Source organism: Siccirubricoccus sp. G192 (assembly GCF_019084075.1).
In the GTDB taxonomy this organism is placed as follows: domain Bacteria; phylum Pseudomonadota; class Alphaproteobacteria; order Acetobacterales; family Acetobacteraceae; genus G192.
The window spans coordinates 5,449,240-5,470,320 of record NZ_JAHREN010000001.1 but is presented as its reverse complement, the minus strand read 5'-3'; the positions used below and the strand labels follow the sequence as shown (position 1 = coordinate 5,470,320).

Below are 21,081 nucleotides of genomic sequence, written 5' to 3'. Positions count from 1 at the left end.
ACGCCGCCACCGATCAGGCCGCGCCAGCGCGGTGCCGAGGAAGGAGATCACCGACCCGGCCTGCCCCACCGCCAGTTCCTGCAGCCCGGTATCCATGAAATCCGGCCCGAGGCGTTCCGCCAGCGCCGCCAGCGCCTCCCGCACGGCCTGGCCGATGCCGAGCACGTAGCCCGGCAGGCGCTGCAGCAGCACGGTGATCTGTGCCACCAGCAGCGGATAGAGCAGCAGCAGGCAGAGCAGCGCCACGGCCGCCAGCGCCAGGATCAGCAGCAGCGCCGAAAGTCCGCGCGGCACGCCGACCCGCGCCAGGTGGGTGGCCGGCGGGTCCAGGAAATAGGCGATGAAGGCGGCCAGGACGAAGGGCGTCAGGATCGCCGAGAAGAGCCAGAGGCTGAACAGCAGCACCAGCGCCACCCCGGCCGCCAGCCCGATCCGCTGCGCCCTGGTGGCGACGCGGGGGCCGACCGGCAGCGGGCGGCCGCGGCCGGGCGCTGGCGCCGGCTCGCCCGCGAGGGGGCGGGTCACGGCGGGCGCGGGGGGCGGCGCTTGCGGCATCAGCTTCACGTTGCGGTCAGGCCCTGGGCCGGCGCAGCGTGGAGACGACATAGGCGATGCCGGAGGCCGCGGTGGTGGTCGCCACCGCCCAGATCATGGCCAGCAGCAGCGCATCCGCCTGCAACCGGAAGCCGGCCAGGAACAGCGCCAGCGCCGCCAGCGCAAGCTGCACCAGGGTATTGAGCTTGGAGATCCAGAGCGGCCGGATCGCCGGCGGCTGCCCCAGCACCCAGAGCAGCAGCACGCCGCCCACGATCACCAGGTCGCGGAATACCACCAGGATTGCCAGCCAGTCCGGCAGCACGCCGATGCCGGCCAGCGCCACATAGACCGAGACCAGCAGCGCCTTGTCCGCCACCGGGTCGAGCAGCGCGCCGAGCGCTGAGCGGGCATTCAGCACCCGCGCTAGCCAGCCATCCACCGCATCCGAGAGTCCGGCGCCGACGAAGACGCCGAAGGCCAGGTCGAGCCGGTGGTGCAGGATCAGCCAGATGGCCGCCGGCACGGCGCAGAGCCGGGCCAGGGTGATGAGGTTGGGCAGGGTCACGAGCGCATTGCTCACGGCGCCGGCCGCCTCGCCGCCGCTTTCGGGGCGCGCGCGTCTCAGCCGCCTCCGGCAAGGCCCAGCCGCCAGGATCTGCCGAAGCCCGGCCCTGGCCCCGCCGCCGGCACCAGGGCGATGCCGAGCGCGGCCAGGTCCCCGGCCGCGATCGGCGGCGGCGCCCGCAGGCCGAGCCGGAGCCGCGCCGCATCCACCGCCAGTGCCTGGATCTCCACCGAGGCGACCGGCCCCGCGCCGCTCAGCCGCCGTCGCAATCCCAGCCATTCACCCATGGAACGATAGGTGGCGACGACCTCCAGCCAATTGGAGGCCGGGCTCGATGGCGCCGGCGCCGATACCGCCGACTCGCCGGGCGCCGCGGTCCCGGCCAGGCCCGGCACCCGCGACCCGAGTGCCGAGCGCACCCGGCCGGCGCTGAAATCTCACCGTGATGCGGCCGGTATAGCGGGTCGGGGAGGTGCGCTCCTGCTCGATGACGATGGAGGAGACGAGATTCTCGATCTGCCCGTCCGACAGGTTGATGGGCGGGGCCCCGGCCTCCGCCACCAGCCGGTCCCAGGCGATGCGGCGGCCGGCGGCCAGCGCCCGGTCGCGCGCCAGCACGCCGTTCTCGGCGGTGGCCTCGGCCGGGATGCCGCGCTGCGTCAGGTTGAGCAGGCCGGAGGGCGCCGGCATGGCGGCAGCCTCCGGCGCCGCCAGGTCCTGCGCGGCCGCCGGCTGCCAGGCGGGCAGGCCTGCGAGAAGGCCGGCAAGCAGCAGCGCCGCGGTTGCGAAGCGGCCGCGCGCGTGGTTGTTTCCGCCGCGGCCGGCCGGCATGGCCGGCCCGGAGCCCGTTCTGCAACCCAGCATCGGCTCTCCGTCTCTCCCGGATGTTCCGCCGGCCGATCTGGACCGCCGCGCCTCATGGCGCCAGGATCATCGGACGATATGTTGCCCTGTAGCCGATCGGAGGCCGCCCTGACCAGTTCCCCCCGAATCCTCCTCCCCGGGAAGCCTGACCTACCGTGATGCCGGGGTGGATATCGAGGCCGGCGACGCGCTGGTCGAAGCGATCAAGCCGCTGGCCCGCGCCACCTCCCGCCGCGGCAGCATGGGCGGGCTCGGCGGCTTCGGCGCGCTGTTTGACCTGAAGGCGGCCGGCTTCAAGGACCCAGTGCTGGTCTCCTCCACCGATGGCGTCGGCACCAAGCTGCGGGTGGCCATCGATGCCGGGCAGCACGACACGGTGGGCATCGACCTCGTCGCCATGTGCGTGAACGACCTGGTGGTGCAGGGCGCCGAGCCGTTGTTCTTCCTGGACTACTTCGCCACCGGCCGGTTGCGGCTGGAACAGGCCCGCGCGGTGATCTCCGGCATCGCCGAGGGTTGCCGCCAGGCCGGCTGCGCCCTGGTGGGCGGCGAAACCGCCGAGATGCCGGGCATGTATGCGGCCGAGGATTACGACCTCGCCGGATCTGCGGTGGGCGCGGCGGAACGCGACCGGCTGCTGTCGGGCAGCAACCTCGCGCCGGGGGATGTGCTGCTCGGCCTCGCCAGCGCGGGGGTGCATTCCAACGGCTTCTCCCTGGTGCGCCGCGTGCTGGAGGCGGCCGGACTGTCCCTGGCCGATCCCGCGCCCTTCGCGTCGGGCGAAAGGGGGGGCCAGACGCTCGGCCAGGCGCTGCTGGCGCCGACCCGGATCTACGTGAAGCCGCTGCTGGCCCTGCACAAGGCCGGGCTGCTGAAGGCCGCCGCGCATATCACCGGCGGCGGCCTGCCGGGCAACCTGCCGCGCGTGCTGCCGGCGGGGCTGGAGGCGGTGGTGGATGCCGCCACCTGGCCGGTGCCGCCGGTCTTCGCCTGGCTGGCCGCGGCGGGGAACATCGCCGCGGACGAGATGCTGCGGGTGTTCAATTGCGGCATCGGCATGGTGGCGGTGGTGCCGGCGGCGGCGGCCGAGGATGCCGCGGCCCGGTTGCGCCAGGCGGGCGAGACGGTGTTCCGCATCGGCGAGCTTGCCGCCGGCCAGGGCCCGGCCGGGCTACGGGTGGAGAATCTGCCCGAGGGCTGGCCCAGGTGATTGCCGGGCGGCCAGGCCGGACCCGCACCGCCATCCTGGATCTCCGGCCGCGGCTCCAACATGGCGGCGCTGCTGGCGGCGGCGGCCGATCCCGCCTATCCGGCGGAGATCGCGCTGGTGCTGGCCAATCGCGCCGATGCCGGCGGCTTGGCGCTCGCCGCCGCCGCCGGGGTGCCGACGGCAGTGGTGGAAAGCCGCCCCTTCCGCGGCGACCGCGAGGGGTTCGAGCGGGCGGTGCAAGCCGAGCTTCTCCACCATGACGTGGCACTGGTGGCGCTGGCCGGTTTCATGCGGGTGCTGACGCCGGGCTTCGTGGCGGCCTGGGAGGGCAGGCTGGTGAATATCCATCCCTCCCTGCTGCCGGCCTTCCCTGGCCTTGATACGCATGAGCGGGCGCTGGCGGCCGGGGTGCGGCTGCATGGCTGCACCGTGCACCTGGTCAGCGCCGGGGTGGATGAGGGGCCGATCCTGGCCCAGGCCGCGGTGCCGGTGCTGCCCGGCGACACGGCGGCGGCGCTGGCGGCGCGGGTGCTGGAGCAGGAACACCGGGTCTATCCGGCGGCGCTGGCCTGGCTGGCGGCCGGGCGGGTGCGGATCGCGGCCGGACGTGCCATGGTGGCGGGAGCGGTGGCGCCGGGGACGGCTTTGCTGAACCCCTTGCCGGGACCGCTCGCGCTTCTTACACCGACGCCCCGAGTGGCGGGACCAGAATAGGGAAAAGGCCGTGGCCGAGCATCAGGAGTCTTACGAACTCAGCGCCGTCGAGACGAAGGACATCCTGGCCGAGCGGGAACGCGGCTGGGAGGGTTTCACCCAGTTCCTTACCTGGTCCTTGCTGGTGACGGCGCTGGTGCTGATCGCGCTGCTGGTCTTCGTGGCCTGACGCGGCCGAGGGCTGCAGACCCGGGGGTCTGGGCCGGGCCATGAGCAATGCGGATCGGCCGCCGGGAAGCTTCCGGCGGCCGATCCAGCCTGCTCAGGCGACGATTTCGATGCCGGCGAAGAAGAAGGCGATCTCGGCCGCCGCATTCTCGGCGCTGTCCGAGCCATGCACGCTGTTCGCCTCGATGCTCTCCGCGACCCCTTGCGGATGGTGCCGGGGGCGGCATTGGCCGGGTTGGTGGCGCCCATGATCTCGCGGTTCTTGGCCACCGCGCCCTCGCCCTCCAGCACCTGCGCCACCACCGGGCCGCTGGTCATGAAGGCCACCAGGTCGTTGTAGAAGGGCCGCTCGCGGTGGACGGCGTAGAACTCGCCGGCCTGCTCGGCGGAGAGCTTCAGGCGCTTCTGCGCGATGATGCGCAGGCCCTTCTCCTCGAATTTGGCGTTGATCCTGCCGGTGAGGTTCCGGCGGGTGGCATCCGGCTTGATGATGGAAAGGGTGCGTTCGAGGGCCATGGGAGCGTTCCATACATAGTGTCGCGGCCGGATAAGCGGGCTGAGGACTGGATGCAAGCCCGCCTCCCGATTGGCTCTCTCTCAGTTCAGTGTCCGCCCGGCGTTGTTGCCTTATAAAAACGTTTACATTTTTGGCCATTTGAGGCATAAAGTTAGCAAGTATATGCTCGCGGAATCGCGATACTAAAGCTGAGTTTAAACGTAGTTAGGAAAAAACGGATGATAACGCCCGCTGGAGAGTTAAGTATATTCAGTTTTTCCGGCGCGATGATTTTAGATGAGGCAGCAGAAATATTCCGGATGGTAGGCAACTACAGGGGTCATAAGGTAGCGTTGCAACCTCCGGTTCGGATAGCCAAGCCGACTTGGAGACCTATCCCACAATTTGATTCGGAGAGCTTCGCTAATATTTTTGTCGGTTCGCCTCCGATGTCAGGACCATTTAAGATGGCGGCGCTGCCAAATCTTGTATTGGGCCAAGCCCCTAGTATAAAACTTGCTTTCGGCGATGAAGATGCTGGTCAGTTTAGTCGTTTCAAAGATACTTTAATCGTTGAATTCTACGGATCGCAGTCAACAGAAGTGAACTGCGAAAAATTTCCGTTTCTGCATTCACTGACTGGTTGCGCGTAAAATCAGGGCAGTGGTGGATAGGCGTGCCCGCTGAAGGCCTGACTGGCAATAAACATTTATTATTTCAAATGAGCGGAGATCAAAACGTAGAAAGTGCTCCAATCGCAACAGTAAGGCAAATTACACCTCCACAAACGGCGAAATCTATTTCGCCTGAAGTATGGAGCGAATCTTTCTTGCTGGCGTGCAAAGAGGAGTGGCCTGCCGAACACGAACTCACTTTTTGTGAAATTCAGCATCAATATAGCCTGAAAAAATTGGCCAACATGCATAATATTGATGTGTTCCATGTGGGAGAGGCAGAGAGACAAAATACTTAAAGCTAGAAACATCAGTATCAAAAGCCTGAATGTTGGCGAAACTAATCTATTGAAACACATAACGGCAGGATTTGAAAAGAAATTTGGAAGGAACCTTTCCAAAGAAAAGCATTCTCTTTACGAATTTATGAAAGCTTGTTGGGCAGCAAGAGGTCATGCCGCACATGGGAAAAATATAATCTGGATTTACCAGGGAAAGAAATCGAAAATTGAAGATTTGCCGCCCGAAGAATTTCATTTCATGTGCCGATCTATTATCGATTGGCTCGAAGGGGTATTTGCAAATCCATAAAATTGGCCCAATAGATATTAGGTCAATCCCAGAAACCCGTTCAGGTAGGTGCTCATCTTGATCGACTGGGCCAGCGGGCTTGCGAGTCGCGCAGCCTTTTCTGCCTTATAGGGCCACCATGACCGTTCTGGCGATCCGCGACCTCACCCTACGCATAGCCGGCCGCGCCCTGATGGAGGGCGCCGACCTGATGGTGGACCCCGGCCGCAAGATCGGGCTGGTCGGGCGCAACGGCGCCGGCAAGTCCACCCTGCTGCGCGCCATCACCGGCGATCTGCACCCGGATGGCGGCGAGATCCGCCTGGCCGCCCGCGCCCGCATGGGCCATGTGGCGCAGGAGGCGCCGGGCGGCCCCGAAAGCCTGCTGGAGACGGTGCTCGCCGCCGATACCGAACGCGCCGCCCTGCTGGCCGAGGCGGAATCCCACCCGCCGCCGCACCGCGTCGCCGAGATCCATGAGCGGCTGATCGCCATCCAGGCCGACAGCGCGCCGGCCCGCGCCGCCACCGTGCTGGCCGGGCTCGGCTTCGACGCGCAGGCGCAGGAGCGGCCCACAGCGGAATTCCTCCGGCGGCTGGCGGATGCGCGTGGCGCTGGCCCGGGTGCTGTTCCTGGAACCCGACTGCTGCTGCTGGACGAGCCGACCAACCACCTCGACCTCGAAGCCACGATCTGGCTGGAGGGCTGGCTCTCGCGCTTCTCCGGCGCCGCCATCGTGGTGAGCCACGACCGCGAATTGCTGGAGCGCTGCGTCGATGCCATCGTGCATCTCGATCGCGGCAAGCTCACCCTCTATCCCGGCGGCTTCGAGAATTCCGTGCGCGTGCGGGCCGAGCGCCAGGCGCAGCAGGTGGCGCAGAACGAGCGGCTGGGGGCCGAGCGCGCCCGCATCCAGTCCTTCGTGGACCGGTTCCGCGCCAAGGCCAGCAAGGCCCGCCAGGCGCAGTCGCGCGTGAAGGCGCTGGAGCGCATGCCGGCGATCGAGGCGGTGGTGGAGGACAGCGTCACCCGCTTCGCCTTCCCCGAACCCGCCGCCCTGGCGCCGCCGGTGCTCTCCCTCTCGCAGGCCAGCGCCGGCTATGACGGGCGCGCGGTGCTGCGCGACCTCGACCTCCGGCTGGACCAGGACGACCGCATCGCGCTGCTCGGCGCCAATGGCAATGGCAAGTCCACGCTGGCGAAGCTCTTCGCCGGGCGGCTGCCGCTGCTCTCCGGCGGGATGCACCGCGCGCCGAAGCTGAAGGTCGGCTATTTCGCGCAGCACCAGACGGATGAGCTGGACCCCGCCGGCACGCCGCTCTCCCACATGCAGGCGGCGCTGCCCCGCGCCACGGTGCAGCAGTGCCGCGCCCAGCTCGCGCGCTTCGGCCTGGACGTGGATCGCGCGACGACCTTGATCTCCGCCTGTTCGGGCGGCGAGAAGGCGCGGCTGCTGCTGGCGCTCTGCACGCGCGAGGCGCCGCAACTGCTCATCCTGGATGAGCCCACCAACCACCTCGACATCGATGCGCGGGAAGCCCTGGTGAAGGCGCTGGCCGAATATGGCGGCGCGGTGGTGCTGATCTCGCACGACCCGCATCTGGTGGAGCTGGTCGCGGACCGGCTCTGGGTGGTGGGGGAGGGGAGGGTGCGCCCCTTCGATGGCGACCTCGACGACTACCGCGCCCTGCTGGCCGACCGCACCCGCGGCGGCAACCGCGCCGAGGCGGCGCCGAGGCGGCGGGAGGAGCGGCGCGGCCGGGCGGTCTCCCGCACCGCGCCGGCGCCGCTGCGTGACCGGGCGAAGCAGTTGGAGGCGCAGCTTGCGAAGCTCCAGGCGGAGGCCACGACGATCGACGCCGCGCTGCTCGATCCCCGCCTCTATGCCAACAAGAATGCCGACCTGATCGCCCGCGCCACCGCCCGCCGCGCCGCCGTGACGAAGATCATGGAATCGCTGGAGACCGAGTGGCTTGAATTGCAGGAGCAGTTGGAGGCGGCGGCCTAGATCGGCACGCCCGCAGCGGCCAACCCATCCATCCGGCGGATCGGCGGCATCCACACCACGCATTGGGCGGCGGGTCGGGCGGGGAGCATCTTGCGTGGCAAGGGAAGGGCGCATCGCCCACCCAGGACACGAAAGAACATCCCATGCTTCGCAACATCCTCTTCGCTTCGATGATCGCTTTCGGTGCGGCCGGCGCCGCCGTGGCAGCGGAGGGCCCGCGCCTGGTCGGCGGCGGCACCAATGCCGAGGTCGAGTACAGCGGCGCCCCCGAGGGCGTGGTGGTCGGCGGCGGCACCGTGCTGCTGCATGGCGGCGGCGAGAACCGCAGCTTCACCTATGGCCAGGTGAACGCCCTGCCTGGCCGCATCGGCCAGGTGGTCGGCGGCGGCGAGAATACCGAGGTGGTCTACCAGCCCAGCCTGCCGGCGACCGGCCTGGCCCGCGCGTCGGACGACGCCTTCCGTGGCTAGTGCAACCCCGTCCCGATCGGAAATGCGCGTTTCCGGTCGGGACACCGGATCGGATCATGGGCCGGCCTGGATGCTCCGGCGTCCAGGCCGGCTGCTTGAAGCCGGTCACATGCTCCCGTTGGCGCGTATGTTGCATAGACGATGCCACTTGGCTCTCGACACCGATTTGGCTGCTGAGGCAATGTTGTCGCTCGCGTGATACCGAGGCTTGGGACCATGTTGCATGGACTTGGCGGGCGGGCTGATTGCGGGTCCGAATAATCCATGGCGCGCGGCCGCTGCCGAATGCCAGGGACCCCGGCAATCCTCCCCCTTTCGGCTGAGCGCGCCTGTCGCCAAGGGCTCTCCGCCATGCCTGACAAAACCAAGCCGTTTCCCGTTCCTGCCCGAATACTTGCTGCATTGACCGGTTCCGACGTCGGGTATTTGAGGGCATTGCCGGAGCTGCCAGGAGGATGCGAGTCCCCGGGAGGACATCCCGCCAGGAACCCGGTCCTTTCCAGGTCGGACCTGTGCCAGGGCAGCGAACCCCAATGAAAAAAGCCGGGTTGGTCCTCGCCCTGCTTTGCCTCGGCGTGCTTGGCCTGGCCGGGTGCACGCCCGTCACCATCGGTTCCGGGTTGCCCGCCGCCGCGCCGGCCATCGGGCGCGACGCCTTCATCATGTCGGATGGCGCCAGGCTGCCCTACCAGGCCTGGCTGCCCCAGGGCAGGCCGCGGGCGATCCTGCTCGGCCTGCACGGCTTCGGGGATTATTCCATCAACGCCTTCGACCTGCCGGCGCCGTTGTTCACCGCCCGTGGAATCGGGGTCTATGCCTATGACCAGCGGGGGTTCGGCGCTGCGCCCCATCGCGGGATCTGGCCCGGCGGCGCCACCCTGGCGGGTGATGCGGCGGCGGTCACGCGGCTGTTGCGGGCGCGCCATCCCGGTGTGCCCGTCTACCTCATGGGGGAAAGCATGGGGGGCTGCCGTCCTGATGGTGGCCGCCACCTCCGCGGACCCGCCGATGGTCGATGGCTATGTGCTGCTGGCGCCCGGGGTCAGGGGCCGTGCCAGCATGAGCCGGTTTTCCAGGGCTGCCCTCGAAGTGGCGGCCCGCGCGATCCCGGCGGTCGGCTTCCGCGGGTCGGCGCCCGGCTACGCCCCGACCGACAACGAGGAGGTGATGCAGCGCTGGTCGCGCGACCCATTGACGGTGAAGGAGTTCCGCGTCGATGTCGTCTACGGCTTGGTGAACCTCATGGATGATGCCGAGGCCGCCGCGCCCTACTTCAACGCGAATGCGCTGGTCCTCTATGGCGGGCAGGACCTGATCGTGCCGGAGCGTCCGATGCGGCAGTTCCTGCGGGCGCTGCCGGCGGCGGGGCCGCACCGCCTCGCCTTCTATCCGCATGGCCATCACCTGCTGCTCCGTGACCAGGAGCGCGCCCTGGTGGCCGCGGATATCGCCGCCTGGCTGGAGCGCCCTGACGCGCCGCTGCCCTCGCACGCGGATGCCGCGGCCAGGGATTGGCTGCGCGCATCGGTCGAATGAGCGGCGATATCCGGCCCGGCTACCCCGGCGGGCGCCGCGCGCTATAGGCGCGGAAGATGCCCAACTGGGTCTCGCAGGCGACCTGCACGAAGCCCGCCTGCGCCAGGCTCCGCTGGATCACCGCCGGCGGGACGCAGGCATCGATGGTATCCCAGTAGTATCGCATCAGCGTCTCGGCGCGGGTGCCGGCCCCGGCCAGGCGGCTCAGGGCGGGAACGACCCGGCCGAGATAGGACCGGACCGCGGCATAAGCGAGCCTGCTGTCGGGGCGCCCGATCTCCAGCAGCAGCAGGTTCCCGCCGGGCCGCAGCACGCGGTGGTATTCCGCGAAGGCGATGGCGAGGTCGGCCACGTGGCGCAGCGCGTAGCCCATGCTCACGAAGTCGAGGCTCGCATCGCCGAGCGGCAGCGCCTCGGCCCGCGCCTGGATGAGCGGGATGGCGAGGCTGCGCCTGGCCTCGGCCAGCATGCCCTCGCTCAGGTCCAGCCCGATGACGTCGCCGGGCCTGCCGGTGATGCGGACCGCCTCGCGCGCCACCAGCCCGGTGCCGACCGCGACATCCAGCAGCTTTGCGCCCGGCCGCAGCCCGGCCCGCTGCAACGCGCGCCTGCGGTACCAGGCCCCCGATCCCAGCGAGAAGGCGCGGTTGATCCTGTCGTAGGAGGCGGCGGTCTGGTTGAAGAGGTCGCGGACGAAGCCGTCCCGGTCCTGCGCGGCCGGGTGGTAGTCCAGCAGGGGCGGGTGCGGTGCGGACGGTCCGGCGCCATCCGCGGTCCCGTCCTGGCGAATCCTCGTGCTCTCCGCGCCATGCGCCATTGCCACCGCCGTATTGTCCCCCTGCCTCGCCCCGGCCTGCCGCGCGAACCTGGGCCAAACTATTCAGGAAGGCGATGCGAGACAACGCGGCATCGCCGCATCAGCGAAGGCCGGGCGCCCCCGCCTCCCTGGGCGGCATGCAACCCCTCCTGTAGATTGCGCCCCCGGTGGCTGGTATCCCCCCGCCGGGCCAGAAGGGAACCTGCGATGCGCCTTGCCCGTCACCTCACGCCATTGCTCGGCCTGTGGCTGACGGCCTGCAGCACGGTCGGCTTCGACCGGCCCGGCGGCATCGCCCAGGCAGCCTATACCGATCTCATTCCGTATTTCGCCGAATTCTGCGCCCTGTCGCAGATCAAGCAGAAGCGCGGCTTCGGCGCGGAGATCCGCGGCGAGATCGGCGGCCATGCCGTCTTCTACCTGCATGGTGCCTGCCGCGCGGCGGAGCAGGGCCAGACCACCCTCCGGCTCTGCGACGAGCCCGCGGCGGAGCCGGCCGATGGCGTCGGGCTCAGCATGAACGCGCATTTCCGCAATGCGAAATGGATCGCAACGCCCGGCCGCGACTTCTTCTTCCACGGCAACATGGCGGCCGGGGAACCGCTCACCCGGGCCGGCTATGCCGCTGTCCAGGCCGAGGCCAGGCGCCTCGGCATCTATGACGGCATCGCCTTCCACAAGGAGGTCTTCGACGACATGCCCGAAGGCATGGCGCGGGAGACGTGGAAATACGAGGTCTCGGTCGCCACCGACTATGCCATCAGCCTCGGCCGCGGCCGGTTCTGCGCCCGCGTGCCGGTCAACCGGGCGCAACTGGCGGTGATGGTCGGCTTCCTGAACGAACAGAACGCGCCCTACCGTGAGGGACGCGAGGAATCCCGCTGGAGCCTGTTCCAGGACAACTGCATCCACCTGGCGCACAACGCGCTCGCCGCGGCCGGCGTCTGGGCGGAATGGCCGACCGGCCGGCCCTTCCTGCTGGCGATGTTCGACTTCCCGGTGCCGCGCAACGAACTCGTCAACCTGATGCGGCGCACCGGCGACGCCTCCCTGCTGGACCCGGCGGCGCTGCATGCCGATCCGGCGGCGCGGCGGGCGCTGCTGCACTCTGGCCAATTGCCGCTGCGGCCCGGCGCGCTGATGGAACCGCGGCCGCCGCAGCGGCCGAACGAGGTCTATGACACCGAACTGAAGCTGATCTTCTACGACGACCCGACCTTCGGCCCCTATCAGGGCTGGTTCGACGAGATCCAGGACGACCCGCGCCGGCACGACCTCCGCGGCAACCTGGCCTGGGTGGCGGGGCGCTATCGCGAGGCATTGGTGGAGCGCAGGCCGCTCGCCTGGTGGCTGGCCCGGCGCCCCGCGCGGGACGACCCGGCGGGCTTCGGCGAGACCTACCGGCATCTCTATGCGTTGCTGGAGCAAGGCGCGGCGGCGGTCGAGGCGCGGCTGGCCGGCCTCGACGCCGCCGGGCGCCGCTGAATGCGGCCATCGCGCACGCATCTCGTGCTGATCCCCACCTACAATGCCGGCGCGCTGCTGCTGCGCACGGTGCGGGAGGCGCGTGCGGCCTGGGCGCCGGTCTGGGTGGTGGTGGACGGCAGCACGGACGGCTGGGACGCGGCGCTGGCGCCGATCGAGGCGGGCGACCCGGGCCTGCGGGTCTTCCGGCTGCCGCGCAATGCCGGCAAGGGCGCCGCGGTCCTGCATGCCTTGCGGGAGGCGGACCGGCTGGGCTTCACCCATGCTCTGGTGATGGATCCGGACGGCCAGCACCCGGCCGACCGCATCGGTGAACCCATGGCGGCCTCCGCCGCCGCGCCCGAGGCCATGGTGCTGGGGCAGCCGGTCTTCGGCGCCGATGCGCCGCTGGAGCGGGTGCTGGGCCGGCGGCTGTCCAATTGGTGGGCGGATCTGGAGACGCTCTGGGCGGGCATCGGCGATCCGCTGTTCGGCTTCCGCGTCTATCCGGTGCGCCCCCTGCTGGAGGAAATGACCCGCCATCGCTGGATGCGGCGCTTCGATTTCGATGCGGAAGCGGCGGTGCGGTTGTGCTGGCGCGGGGTGCAGCCGATGAAGCTGCCGGTCCCGGTGCGCTACCTCAGCCGGGCCGAGGGCGGCGTCTCGCATTTCCACTATGTCAGGGACAACCTCCTGCTGGCCTTCATGCATCTGCGCCTGGTGCTGGGCTTCCTGCCACGGTTGCCGCGGCTGCTGCGACGCCGCTTGGCCGGCCGGCCAGGGTGAGTCCTGCCTGAAGGGCGGGCACCCGCCGCCGGCCGTGGCGCCGCTCCGGCGCCCTGGCCGAGGGGAAATTACGCGTGGCGTGCCACCGGGCGGCAATGCGGACAACCAGCGGCAGCCGGGCGGGCACCCGGCGCCAAACCCTTGCCACGGTTGCGTTACTCGCGGCCCGGGGCGGTTCGCCGCAGCGGGCCGGATGCTTTACAGGCATTCCTCCTGCCCCTGTAATGTGCAGCATGGAGAGACCTGTGGCCGACCCGCATACTTCCTCGCCGGCACCATCCGGCAGCGCCGGTCAGCAGATGACCAATCAGCAGACGCCTGGTGAGCAGATGCCCGGTGAACAGACGGACGCAGAGCGCAAGCTCGCGGAACTCATCGTCGCCGCGCTGCAGCTTGAGATCGCGCCCACGGAGATCGAGCCGGAGGCCGCCTTGTTCGGCGATGGCCTCGGCCTGGACTCGATCGATGCGCTGGAACTCGCCTTGGCGATTTCCCGCGCCCATGGCATCGAGTTGCGGTCCGATGACCAGCAGAATCGCCGCATCTTCGCCTCCCTACGCAGCCTGTCCGCGCATATCGAGGCGTCCCGCGCTGCCGCCACGCCGCCTTGACCCGGCAATCCGGCTACCCGCTCGTCGAACGCCCACCGGGGGCCACGCTCTTCCGGCGCGACGGCCTGGCCATCTCCGCCGACGACCTGCTGCGTGACGCGGAAGCCCTGGCGGCCAGCCTGCCGCCGGGGCGCTACCTGCTGAACCTGTGCCGGGACCGCTACGCCTTCGCCATCGCCTTCCTCGCGGCGCTGCTGCGGGAACAGGTCTGCCTGCTGACCGGCGAACGCTCCGCCGCCGCGCTGGCGGGGCTCACCGCGGGCTTCCCCGGCTGCGTCGCAGCCGTCGACGATCCGGCGCAGGAATTGCCGCCAGGGCTGCCGCTGCATCTGGTGCGGCCGGGGAAGCCGGCACTGGCCCGGCCGCGGGCAATCCGGTGATCCCCGTTGGGCGGCTGGCGGCCATCGTCTTCACCTCCGGCAGCACGGGGGTACCGGTCGGCCACGAAAAGACCTGGGGCGCCCTGGCCGAGCGCAGCCGCGCCGCCGGCCTGCGGTTCGGCCTGGCGGAAGCCGCGCCGGCCACCGTCATCGGCACCGTGCCGCCGCAGCACATGTATGGTTTCGAGACCACGGTGCTGCTGCCGCTGCATGCCGCCGCCGCCGGCTGGTGCGGCCCGACCTTCTTCCCGGAGGATATGCGCGCCGCCCTGGCCGCGGTGCCCGAGCCGCGCCTGCTGGTGACCACGCCATTGCAGATGAGCACGCTGCTGCGGGCGGGGCCCGGCCTGCCGCGGCTGCGCGCCGTCATCTCGGCCACCGCGCCGCTCGATGCCGCGCTGGCCGCCGAGGCCGAGGCGCGCTGGCAGGCCCCGGTGCTGGAGATCTTCGGCGCCACCGAGGTGGGCTCCATCGCCAGCCGCCGCACCCTGGAGGGCGATGCCTGGGCCACCTATCCCGGTGTCGCGCTGGCGCCGGTGGCGGAGGGCGTCGGCATCACCGCGCCGCATGCGCCCGCGGTGCCGCTGGACGACCAGGTGGAGGCGCTTGGCCCGGACCGGTTCCGGCTGCTCGGCCGGCGGACGGATATCGTCAAGCTCGGCGGCCACCGCGCCTCGCTCGCCGGGCTGAACCGCATCCTGCTGGGGCTGGACGGGGTGGAGGATGGCGCCTTCGCCCTGCCGGAGGCCCTGGAACCCCTCGGCGACGGCGCGGCTGCTGGCGGTGGTGGTGGCGCCGCAGCGGAGTGCCGACAGCATCCTGCAGGAGTTGCGCGGCAGGATGGACCCTTTGTTCCTGCCGCGCCGCATCATCCGTGTCCCCGCCTTGCCCCGCAACGAATCGGGCAAGCTGCCGCGGCAGCGGCTATTGGACCTGCTGGCGCAGTCGGACGCCTGCGCCAGCGGAGCGGCCTGATGCGGCCGGCCGGGCAATCCAGCATCGCGATGGAGCATCCCTGCCTCCCCGGCCATTTCCCGGGAAACTCGGTGGTGCCGGGTGTCGTGCTGCTGGAGGAGATCCTCGCGCTGGTCCTGGCGGCGCATCCGGGGCGGGTGGTTATCGGGCTGCCGCAGGTGCGGTTCCTCGTGCCGGTCCTGCCGGGACAAGTGGTGGAGGTCGCGGCCGGCCCGGTGGCGGGCGGCATCGGCTTCACCGGCGCGGTGGCGGGACGCGAGGTGCTGCGCGGCAGGCTGGAGCTGGGTTCCCCGCCATGACCACGGCGGCCTGGACGAAGCAGGTGGAAGGCGGCAGCGCCCTGCCGCTCCGCGCCCTGTTGTGGCTGGTGCTGCGGCTGGGCGCCCCGCTCGGCGCGCTGGTCCTGCTGCCGCTGACCGCCTGGTACCTGGCCACCGCCGGCGCCGCGCGCGCCGCCTCCCGCGACTATCTCGGCCGGGTGCTGGGGCGGCCGGCGCGGCTGGCGGAGGTGGCGCGGCATTTCCACGGCTTCGCCTGCGCGGTGCTGGACCGGGTCTTCCTGCTCGCCGGCCGGCTGGACGGCTTCGATATCCGCATCGAGGGGCTGGAGCATGTCCTGGCGGTGCTGGCGCGCGGCCAGGGCTGCGTCCTGCTGGGCGCGCATCTCGGCAGCTTCGAGGTGCTGCGCAGCGTCGCCCGCCATTCGCCGGTGCCGGTGCGGGCGATGATGTATCGCCGCAATGCCGGTGCGCTGACCGCGCTGCTGGACCGGCTCTCGCCCGGGCTCCGCGAGAGCGTCATCGAGATCGGCGAGCCGGGCAGCATGCTGCGGGCGCGGGAGGCGGTGGAGCGCGGCGAGATCGTCGGCCTGCTGGCGGATCGTTCGCCCCGTGGCGAGAAGACGGTGGCGGTGCCCTTCCTCGGCAGCCCGGCGGGTTTCCCGGCCGGCCCCTTCATCCTGGCCGCCAGCATGGCCGCGCCGGTGGTGCTGTTCCAGGGCCTCCGCACCGGGCCGCGCCGCTACACCGTGCGCTTCGAGCCATTCGCCGAGCGCCTGGCGCTGCGCCGGGCGAGCCGGGCCGAGGATCTGCGCGGCTGGGTCGGCCGCTATGCCGCCGCGCTGGAGGCGGCCTGCCGGGCGCATCCCTTCAACTGGTTCAATTTCTTTCCTTTCTGGGAGCACGGCCAGCATGCCGGACCCGATGCGGCGCCGTCCGGTCCTGTCGCTTCCTCCTGTCCTGCCTGGCGGCGCCCTGGACCGCCCGGGCCCAGCCCGCGCCGGTTGAGGATGCCCCGCTCGACCTGGAGGCGCTGATGGCCCGCATGGCCGCGGTGCCCGAACGCCACGAGAGTTTCCGGGAGGAGCGGCGGCTCGCCGCGCTCAACTTCCCGCTGGTCATGACCGGCACGCTCCGCTACCGCCGCCCCGCGCATCTGGAGAAGCTGACGGAGACGCCGCAGCCGGAAAGCCTGGTGGTGGAGGGCGACCGGGTGGAACTGACCCTCGGCAACGAGCCGACCCAGATCCTCGACCTGGCGCGGGCGCCGGACTTGCGGGTGCTGGTGGATGCGGTGCGCGCGCCGCTCTCCGGCGACCTCGCCGCGCTCCGCCGCTCCTTCGCGGTGCGGGCCACCGGCACGCCGGATGCCTGGGTGCTGGAGCTGCAGCCGCTGGAGCCGCGCGCCGCCCGCTTCCTGCGCGCAGTGCGCCTGGCCGGCAGCGGCACCAATGTGCGGGAGACACTGCTGCTGCAGGCCAATGGCGACGTGCACCACATGCTGACCAGGCCGCTGCCCTGACCCCGGCAACCAGGCGTGCCTGGCCGGTGCTGGCGGCGCTGGCGGCGGCGGCGCTGCTGCTGGCGGCGGTGCTGCTGCTGGCGGTGCGGGTGCGCACCGACATGGCCGAGTTCCTGCCCCGGGGCGAGACCGAGGCCGCCCGGCTGGTGCTGCGGGAGGCCCGCGCCGGCGCCGCCACCGGCCTGATCCTGGTGGGCATCGAGGGCGCGCCCCCCGCCGATCTGGCACGGATCAGCCGCGCCATGGCCGAGGCCCTGCCCGCCACCGGCTTATTCTCCCTGGTCATCGGCGGCGAGGCCGCGCTGCCGGAAGCCGAGGGTGCGGCGCTGTTTGCCCGGCGCTACCTGCTCTCCCCGGCCAGCACCGCGGAGGCCTTCACCGAGCCTGCCCTGCGCGCGGACCTGGAGGCTCTGCTGCGGCAACTCGGTTCCTCCATGGCGCCGCTGGCGGTGCACCTGGCCTGGCCGATCCGCCGGGCGCCTTCCTCGCCATGCTGCGCGGCTGGGCCGGCTCCAGCAGCGTGCGGGTGGTGGAGGGCGCCTGGTTCGCCGCCGGGCAGGACCGCGCCCTGCTGCTGGCGCGCAGCCGGGCCGGCGGCATGGATATCCCGGCGCAGGAGGCGGCGACGGCGGCGATCCAGGCGGCTTTCTTGGCGGCCTCGCCCGGCCCGGCCCGGCTGCTGGTGGCGGGGCCGGCAGTCTTCGCCCGCGATGCGGCGCGGGCCATCCGGGGCGATGTGGAGCGGATCGCCCTGCTCTCCACCGGGCTGGTGGCGCTGCTGCTCTGGTGGCGATCCCGCTCGGCCCTGGTGCTCGCGGCCATCGCCGTGCCGGTGGTGCTGAGCATCGCCGCCGCGGCGCTGGTGGTGCAACTGGGCTATGGCGCGCTGCATGGCGTGGCGCTCGGCTTCGGCATCACCATGCTGGGCGTCTCGCTGGACTATCCCGTGCTGATGATCGGCCACCGCAAGGCCGGCGAGCCGGCCATGGCGACAAGGGCGCGGATCGGCCCGGCCTTCGTCCTGGCGGTCATCACCGCGACGCTCGGGCTGGCGGCCATGGTCTTCTCCGGCTTTCCCGGCCTTTCGCAGCTTGGGGTCTTCTCCGCGGCGGGGTTGGCGGCGGCGGCGCTGGCCACCTGGTGGCTGCTGCCGCGGCTGGTGGTGGCGGCGGAACTGGCACCGGTCTCCGCCGGCAACCCGGCCTGGCTGGCGCCGGTGGAGGGGCTCAGGCGCTGGCGCCTGCTGGGGCTGCTGCCGGTGCTGGCCGCCGCGCTGTACCTCGCTGCGCGGGGCGGCCCGGACTGGGAGGGCGACCTGCAAAGCCTGAGCCCGGTGCCGGCCGCCTCGCGGGCGCTGGATGCCGAGCTGCGGGCCCAGCTCGGCGCGCCGGAGGTGACTCAGTTGCTGGTCATCCAGGGGGCGGATGCGGAGGCCGTGCTGCGGCGGCAGGAGGAATTGTGGCCCGTGCTGGAGCGCCTGCGGGCGGCGGGCGCCCTGGCGGGGGCGGAGCTGGCGGCCCGGCTGCTGCCGAGCATCGCCACCCAGGAAGCCCGCCGCGCCGCCCTGCCGGCGCCCGGGGAACTGGCCCGGCGCCTGGCGGCGGCCGGCGCCGGGCTGCCCTTCCGCCCGGATGCCTTCGCGCCCTTCCTGCAAGCTGTCGCCGCCAGCCGGGACCTGCCGCCGCTCCGGCCGGAGAACCTGGCCGGCACGCCGCTCGGCGCCCGGCTGGAACCCCTGCTGTTCCAGCGCGAGGGCCGCTGGCACGGGCCGGTCGCCCTGCGGGGGGGTGCACGACGCGGCCGCGATCCGGGCGGCGCTCGATGGCCGGGAGGGCGTGGTCTATGTCGACATGCGCCAGGAGCTGGGCGGCATCCTCGCCCGCTATACCGCCCAGGCCTGGCATTGGCTCGGCTGGACCGGGTTGCTGGTGCTGGCGGTGCTGGCGGCGGGGCTGCGGGATGCCGGGCGGGTGGTGCGGGTGTTGGGCTCGGTCGTTGCGGCCCTGCTGGTGGCGGTGGCAGTGCTGACCCTTGCCGGCGCGCGGCTTTCCCTGCTGCACCTTGTCGCCTTGCAGCTTGTGGCCGGCATCGGCCTCGACTACGGACTCTTCTTCTCGCGCCCCCTGCTGGATGCGGAGGAAAGGGCCCGCACCTTGCGTACGCTGGTGACCTGCAACGCCATGACCCTGCTGACCTTCGGCCTGCTGGCGGCATGCCAGACCCCGCTGCTGCGCGATATCGGCTGGACCGTGGCGATCGGCGCGGTGCTCGCGATGGGCTTCGGCTTCCTCTTTGCCGGTGAGCGGCCCGCGCCGCGGGGCGCGGGGCAGCGCCGCTGATGGCCAGCCGCATGCGGCCGCTGGTGCTCTCGGCCAGCACCGCCGTCAGCGCGCTCGGCCAGGGCGCCGCGGCGCAGGGAGAGGCGCTCGCCGCCCGCCGGGGCGGGCTGCGGCCCAATGATTTCGAACCCGCGGTGGGCGGCTGGATCGGCCGCGTGGCGGGGGTCGAGGATGTCACCCTGCCGCCTGAACTCGCCGCTTATGATTGCCGCAACAACCGCTTGGCGGCGATGGCGCTGGCCGCCGACGGCTTCGCCGAGGCGGTGGCCGAGGCGCGGGAGGCCTATGGCGCCGGCCGGATCGCGCTGATCCTCGGCACCAGCACCTCCGGCATCACCGCGGCCGAGGAAGCCTACCGCCAGCGCGACCCGGAAAGCGGCACCCTGCCGGCGGGCTTCGACTATGGCCGCACCCAGGACCTCGCCTCCTTGGCCGGCTATGTGCGGGCGGCGCTGGGCCTGCGGGGGCCTTCGCTGGTGGTCTCCACCGCCTGCGCCTCCTCCGCCCGGGCCTTCATGGATGCCGCGCAACTCATCCAGACCGGGATCTGCGATGCCGCGGTGGTGGGCGGCGCGGACAGCCTCTGCCGCATGACGCTGCAGGGCTTCGCCGCCCTGGAACTGATCTCGCCCACCGCCTGCCGCCCCTGCGACGCGGCGCGCAGCGGCATCTCGATCGGCGAGGCGGCGGGCTTCGCCCTGCTGGAACGGGCCGAGGCGCCGCGCCGGGATGGCGGCGCCGGGCCGCGCCTGGCGCTGCTCGGGGCCGGGGCCAGCAGCGACGGCTACCACATGTCCTCGCCGCATCCGCGGGGGGGCGGGCGCCATCGCCGCCATGCGCCAGGCGCTGGCGAGCGCCAGCTTGGCCCCGGATGCGGTGGACTGGGTGCATCTGCACGGCACCGGCACCCGCGCCAATGACGCGATGGAGGACATGGCGGTCATGGCGGTCTGCGGCGCGGATACGCCATGCAGCTCCACCAAGGCCTATACCGGCCATACGCTGGGGGCCTGCGGCATCCTGGAGACGGTGCTGGCCGGGCAATGCCTGGAGCGCGGCTTCGTCGCCGGCTGCCTCGACGTGACCGAGCCGGACCCCGCCTTCCAATCCCGCGTGGCGACCGCGAACCTGGAGCGGCCGCTGCGGTACGTACTGAGCAATCCCTTCGGCTTCGGCGGCATCAATTGCAGCCTGGTGCTCGGCAGCCCGCCGTGACGGTGCTGGAAGCCAACATCATCGGCGTTTCCGTCTGGGGGGCCGGGGCTGGAGGGCTGGGCCGCCAGCCGGCCGGTGCTGGCCGGCGAGGCGCCCTATGAACCCCGCCCTTCGCCCGCCCCGCCGCCTGCCGTGCTGCCGCCGACCGAGCGGCGCCGCACCGGCCCGGTGGCCCGGCTGGCGCTGGTGGTGGCGCAGGAGGCCGCCGCCGCCTCCGGCCTGCCGCCGGCCAGCCTGCGCAGCGTCTTCGCCAGCAGCAACGGGGATGGCGTGGTGGTCGGCGGCATCCTCGATGCGCTGGCAACCATCCCGGCGGAAAGCCGGCCGGTCTCGCCGACGCAGTTCCACAATCCCGTGCACAATGCCGCGGCCGGCTACTGGTCCATCGCCAATGCCAGCGCGGAGCCGGCCACCTGCCTCGGCCTGCATGACGACACCTGGGCGGCGGGGCTCTTGAAGGCGATGGCCGAGGTGGTGGCGGATGCGGAGCCGGTGCTGCTCTGCGCCTATGACCACCCGCTGCCGGCGCCGCTGGATGCCAGGCGGCCGACGCTCGCGCCCTTCGGCCTCGGCCTGGTGCTGGCGCCGCCCGGCATCGGCAGGCCGCTCGCGCGGCTGGCGGTGCGCTACGAGGCCATGGCCGGCGCCGCGCCGCCGGTGCCGCGCATCGAGGGGCTGCGCCCGCTGGCCGCCGGCAATGCCGCGGCGCGCGCCCTGCCGCTGCTGGAGGCGCTGGCGCGCGGCGGCGCGGCGAGCCACTTTCTGCCCTATGGCGATGGCAGCCTGACGGTGACGCTGGCGCCATGAGCGGCCCCGCCGGGATCGCCGGGCTGGTGCCGCATGCCGGTGCCATGGTGCTGCTGGACCGGGTCGAGGCCTGGG

23 protein-coding genes and 5 pseudogenes are annotated in these 21,081 nt (G+C 71.4%); 22 read left to right on the top strand and 6 right to left on the bottom strand.

What is annotated here, in order from left to right; translation table 11 throughout:
- Positions 1-129: 129 nt before the first annotated feature.
- The 4 genes and pseudogenes from KSF81_RS30660 to KSF81_RS26435 all read right to left on the bottom strand — a co-directional run.
- A pseudogene (locus KSF81_RS30660) lies at positions 130-555 on the bottom strand (AI-2E family transporter); the annotation flags it as partial.
- Positions 556-571: 16 nt separating this feature from the next.
- Complete coding sequence (locus tag KSF81_RS30655) at positions 572-1,117, bottom strand: CDP-alcohol phosphatidyltransferase family protein (RefSeq protein WP_309139429.1); 546 nt, start codon at positions 1,115-1,117, stop codon at positions 572-574.
- 41 nt (positions 1,118-1,158) lie between these two features.
- Entirely contained in the window at positions 1,159-1,389 is a 231-nt protein-coding gene (locus tag KSF81_RS30650; protein ID WP_254453765.1) for a hypothetical protein, read from the bottom strand.
- Positions 1,382-1,933: a hypothetical protein gene (locus KSF81_RS26435; protein WP_217381492.1), complete on the bottom strand. Its 552-nt coding sequence runs from the start codon at positions 1,931-1,933 to the stop codon at positions 1,382-1,384. The genes KSF81_RS30650 and KSF81_RS26435 overlap by 8 nt, the downstream gene beginning before the upstream one ends.
- 199 nt (positions 1,934-2,132) lie before the next feature.
- On the opposite strand from KSF81_RS26435, the gene purM reads away from it, so the two are divergent.
- Genes purM through KSF81_RS26420 form a run of 3 tightly spaced genes read left to right on the top strand, consistent with a single transcriptional unit; the run spans position 2,133 to position 4,059 of the window.
- Positions 2,133-3,176 (top strand): phosphoribosylformylglycinamidine cyclo-ligase, encoded by a 1,044-nt coding sequence (gene purM / locus KSF81_RS26430; protein WP_375293360.1) that lies wholly within the window; start codon positions 2,133-2,135, stop codon positions 3,174-3,176.
- A 60-nt stretch (positions 3,177-3,236) separates the two neighbouring features.
- Positions 3,237-3,890, top strand: a complete 654-nt coding sequence (purN, locus tag KSF81_RS26425; RefSeq protein WP_217381491.1) for a phosphoribosylglycinamide formyltransferase — start codon at positions 3,237-3,239, stop codon at positions 3,888-3,890.
- A 10-nt stretch (positions 3,891-3,900) separates the two neighbouring features.
- Positions 3,901-4,059, top strand: coding sequence for a hypothetical protein (locus tag KSF81_RS26420; RefSeq protein WP_217381490.1), 159 nt, complete (start codon positions 3,901-3,903; stop codon positions 4,057-4,059).
- A gap of 93 nt (positions 4,060-4,152) precedes the next feature.
- On the opposite strand, the pseudogene KSF81_RS26415 reads toward KSF81_RS26420, so the two are convergent.
- Positions 4,153-4,508, bottom strand: a pseudogene (locus tag KSF81_RS26415) (nucleoside-diphosphate kinase).
- 285 nt (positions 4,509-4,793) lie between these two features.
- Between KSF81_RS26415 and KSF81_RS26410 the strand changes: the two are divergent.
- From KSF81_RS26410 to KSF81_RS32540, 7 genes and pseudogenes are all read left to right on the top strand, one after another.
- Positions 4,794-5,207, top strand: coding sequence for a hypothetical protein (locus KSF81_RS26410; protein ID WP_217381489.1), 414 nt, complete (start codon positions 4,794-4,796; stop codon positions 5,205-5,207).
- A 23-nt stretch (positions 5,208-5,230) separates the two neighbouring features.
- On the top strand, positions 5,231-5,527 hold the full coding sequence (locus KSF81_RS26405; protein ID WP_217381488.1) for a hypothetical protein: 297 nt from the start codon (positions 5,231-5,233) through the stop codon (positions 5,525-5,527).
- Entirely contained in the window at positions 5,496-5,819 is a 324-nt protein-coding gene (locus KSF81_RS26400; protein WP_217381487.1) for a hypothetical protein, read from the top strand. The genes KSF81_RS26405 and KSF81_RS26400 overlap by 32 nt, the downstream gene beginning before the upstream one ends.
- 118 nt (positions 5,820-5,937) lie before the next feature.
- A pseudogene (locus KSF81_RS26395) lies at positions 5,938-7,806 on the top strand (ABC-F family ATP-binding cassette domain-containing protein).
- A 143-nt stretch (positions 7,807-7,949) separates the two neighbouring features.
- Positions 7,950-8,276, top strand: a complete 327-nt coding sequence (locus tag KSF81_RS26390; RefSeq protein ID WP_217377231.1) for a hypothetical protein — start codon at positions 7,950-7,952, stop codon at positions 8,274-8,276.
- Positions 8,277-8,731: 455 nt separating this feature from the next.
- Positions 8,732-9,232: pseudogene (locus KSF81_RS32545) on the top strand (serine aminopeptidase domain-containing protein); the annotation flags it as partial.
- 22 nt (positions 9,233-9,254) lie between these two features.
- Positions 9,255-9,812 (top strand): serine aminopeptidase domain-containing protein, encoded by a 558-nt coding sequence (locus tag KSF81_RS32540; RefSeq protein WP_217381486.1) that lies wholly within the window; start codon positions 9,255-9,257, stop codon positions 9,810-9,812.
- A 19-nt stretch (positions 9,813-9,831) separates the two neighbouring features.
- Here the strand turns inward: KSF81_RS32540 and KSF81_RS26380 are convergent, their stop codons facing one another.
- A complete protein-coding gene (locus KSF81_RS26380) occupies positions 9,832-10,629 on the bottom strand; it encodes a class I SAM-dependent methyltransferase (RefSeq protein WP_217377229.1) in 798 nt (265 codons plus the stop codon).
- Positions 10,630-10,836: 207 nt separating this feature from the next.
- Between KSF81_RS26380 and KSF81_RS26375 the strand changes: the two genes are divergently transcribed.
- The 12 genes and pseudogenes from KSF81_RS26375 (at position 10,837) to KSF81_RS26330 (ending at position 21,006) form a co-directional block, all read left to right on the top strand.
- On the top strand, positions 10,837-12,114 hold the full coding sequence (locus tag KSF81_RS26375) for a hypothetical protein (protein WP_217381485.1): 1,278 nt from the start codon (positions 10,837-10,839) through the stop codon (positions 12,112-12,114).
- Complete coding sequence (locus KSF81_RS26370; RefSeq protein WP_217381484.1) at positions 12,115-12,879, top strand: glycosyltransferase family 2 protein; 765 nt, start codon at positions 12,115-12,117, stop codon at positions 12,877-12,879.
- 329 nt (positions 12,880-13,208) lie between these two features.
- Positions 13,209-13,490: a phosphopantetheine-binding protein gene (locus tag KSF81_RS26365; protein WP_254453287.1), complete on the top strand. Its 282-nt coding sequence runs from the start codon at positions 13,209-13,211 to the stop codon at positions 13,488-13,490.
- Positions 13,487-13,870: a hypothetical protein gene (locus KSF81_RS26360; protein ID WP_217381483.1), complete on the top strand. Its 384-nt coding sequence runs from the start codon at positions 13,487-13,489 to the stop codon at positions 13,868-13,870. Before KSF81_RS26365 ends, KSF81_RS26360 begins: the two co-directional genes overlap by 4 nt.
- A pseudogene (locus KSF81_RS32535) lies at positions 13,867-14,376 on the top strand (AMP-binding protein); the annotation flags it as partial. The gene KSF81_RS26360 and the pseudogene KSF81_RS32535, both read left to right, overlap by 4 nt.
- Before the next feature lie 217 nt (positions 14,377-14,593).
- Complete coding sequence (locus KSF81_RS32530) at positions 14,594-14,845, top strand: AMP-binding enzyme (protein ID WP_375293380.1); 252 nt, start codon at positions 14,594-14,596, stop codon at positions 14,843-14,845.
- Between the two features lie 295 nt (positions 14,846-15,140).
- Positions 15,141-16,160, top strand: coding sequence for an acyltransferase (locus KSF81_RS26350; protein WP_217381481.1), 1,020 nt, complete (start codon positions 15,141-15,143; stop codon positions 16,158-16,160).
- Positions 16,160-16,645, top strand: coding sequence for a LolA-related protein (locus tag KSF81_RS26345; protein ID WP_217381480.1), 486 nt, complete (start codon positions 16,160-16,162; stop codon positions 16,643-16,645). The genes KSF81_RS26350 and KSF81_RS26345 overlap by 1 nt, the downstream gene beginning before the upstream one ends.
- A gap of 490 nt (positions 16,646-17,135) precedes the next feature.
- Positions 17,136-18,947 (top strand): MMPL family transporter, encoded by a 1,812-nt coding sequence (locus KSF81_RS26340; RefSeq protein ID WP_217381479.1) that lies wholly within the window; start codon positions 17,136-17,138, stop codon positions 18,945-18,947.
- Between the two features lie 36 nt (positions 18,948-18,983).
- Positions 18,984-19,904, top strand: a complete 921-nt coding sequence (locus tag KSF81_RS26335; protein WP_254453764.1) for a beta-ketoacyl synthase N-terminal-like domain-containing protein — start codon at positions 18,984-18,986, stop codon at positions 19,902-19,904.
- Positions 19,819-20,199, top strand: coding sequence for a hypothetical protein (locus tag KSF81_RS30645; RefSeq protein WP_254453763.1), 381 nt, complete (start codon positions 19,819-19,821; stop codon positions 20,197-20,199). The genes KSF81_RS26335 and KSF81_RS30645 overlap by 86 nt, the downstream gene beginning before the upstream one ends.
- 75 nt (positions 20,200-20,274) lie before the next feature.
- A complete protein-coding gene (locus KSF81_RS26330) occupies positions 20,275-21,006 on the top strand; it encodes a beta-ketoacyl synthase chain length factor (RefSeq protein ID WP_309139680.1) in 732 nt (243 codons plus the stop codon).
- The last annotated feature ends 75 nt before the right edge of the window (positions 21,007-21,081 follow it).

What these genes read in the sequence shown, in the direction of transcription:
- KSF81_RS30650 (WP_254453765.1), bottom strand. Translation starts at nt 1,389, where the DNA reads ATGGGTGAATGGCTGGGATTGCGACGGCGGCTGAGCGGCGCGGGGCCG.
- KSF81_RS26435 (WP_217381492.1), bottom strand. Translation starts at nt 1,933, where the DNA reads ATGCCGGCCGGCCGCGGCGGAAACAACCACGCGCGCGGCCGCTTCGCA.
- purN (WP_217381491.1), top strand. Translation starts at nt 3,237, where the DNA reads ATGGCGGCGCTGCTGGCGGCGGCGGCCGATCCCGCCTATCCGGCGGAG.
- KSF81_RS26410 (WP_217381489.1), top strand. Translation starts at nt 4,794, where the DNA reads ATGATAACGCCCGCTGGAGAGTTAAGTATATTCAGTTTTTCCGGCGCG.
- KSF81_RS26400 (WP_217381487.1), top strand. Translation starts at nt 5,496, where the DNA reads ATGTGGGAGAGGCAGAGAGACAAAATACTTAAAGCTAGAAACATCAGT.
- KSF81_RS26390 (WP_217377231.1), top strand. Translation starts at nt 7,950, where the DNA reads ATGCTTCGCAACATCCTCTTCGCTTCGATGATCGCTTTCGGTGCGGCC.
- KSF81_RS32540 (WP_217381486.1), top strand. Translation starts at nt 9,255, where the DNA reads ATGGTGGCCGCCACCTCCGCGGACCCGCCGATGGTCGATGGCTATGTG.
- KSF81_RS26380 (WP_217377229.1), bottom strand. Translation starts at nt 10,629, where the DNA reads ATGGCGCATGGCGCGGAGAGCACGAGGATTCGCCAGGACGGGACCGCG.
- KSF81_RS26375 (WP_217381485.1), top strand. Translation starts at nt 10,837, where the DNA reads ATGCGCCTTGCCCGTCACCTCACGCCATTGCTCGGCCTGTGGCTGACG.
- KSF81_RS26370 (WP_217381484.1), top strand. Translation starts at nt 12,115, where the DNA reads ATGCGGCCATCGCGCACGCATCTCGTGCTGATCCCCACCTACAATGCC.
- KSF81_RS26365 (WP_254453287.1), top strand. Translation starts at nt 13,209, where the DNA reads ATGCCCGGTGAACAGACGGACGCAGAGCGCAAGCTCGCGGAACTCATC.
- KSF81_RS32530 (WP_375293380.1), top strand. Translation starts at nt 14,594, where the DNA reads ATGGCGCCTTCGCCCTGCCGGAGGCCCTGGAACCCCTCGGCGACGGCG.
- KSF81_RS26350 (WP_217381481.1), top strand. Translation starts at nt 15,141, where the DNA reads ATGACCACGGCGGCCTGGACGAAGCAGGTGGAAGGCGGCAGCGCCCTG.
- KSF81_RS26345 (WP_217381480.1), top strand. Translation starts at nt 16,160, where the DNA reads ATGGCCCGCATGGCCGCGGTGCCCGAACGCCACGAGAGTTTCCGGGAG.
- KSF81_RS26340 (WP_217381479.1), top strand. Translation starts at nt 17,136, where the DNA reads ATGCTGCGCGGCTGGGCCGGCTCCAGCAGCGTGCGGGTGGTGGAGGGC.
- KSF81_RS26335 (WP_254453764.1), top strand. Translation starts at nt 18,984, where the DNA reads ATGGCCAGCCGCATGCGGCCGCTGGTGCTCTCGGCCAGCACCGCCGTC.
- KSF81_RS30645 (WP_254453763.1), top strand. Translation starts at nt 19,819, where the DNA reads ATGCGCCAGGCGCTGGCGAGCGCCAGCTTGGCCCCGGATGCGGTGGAC.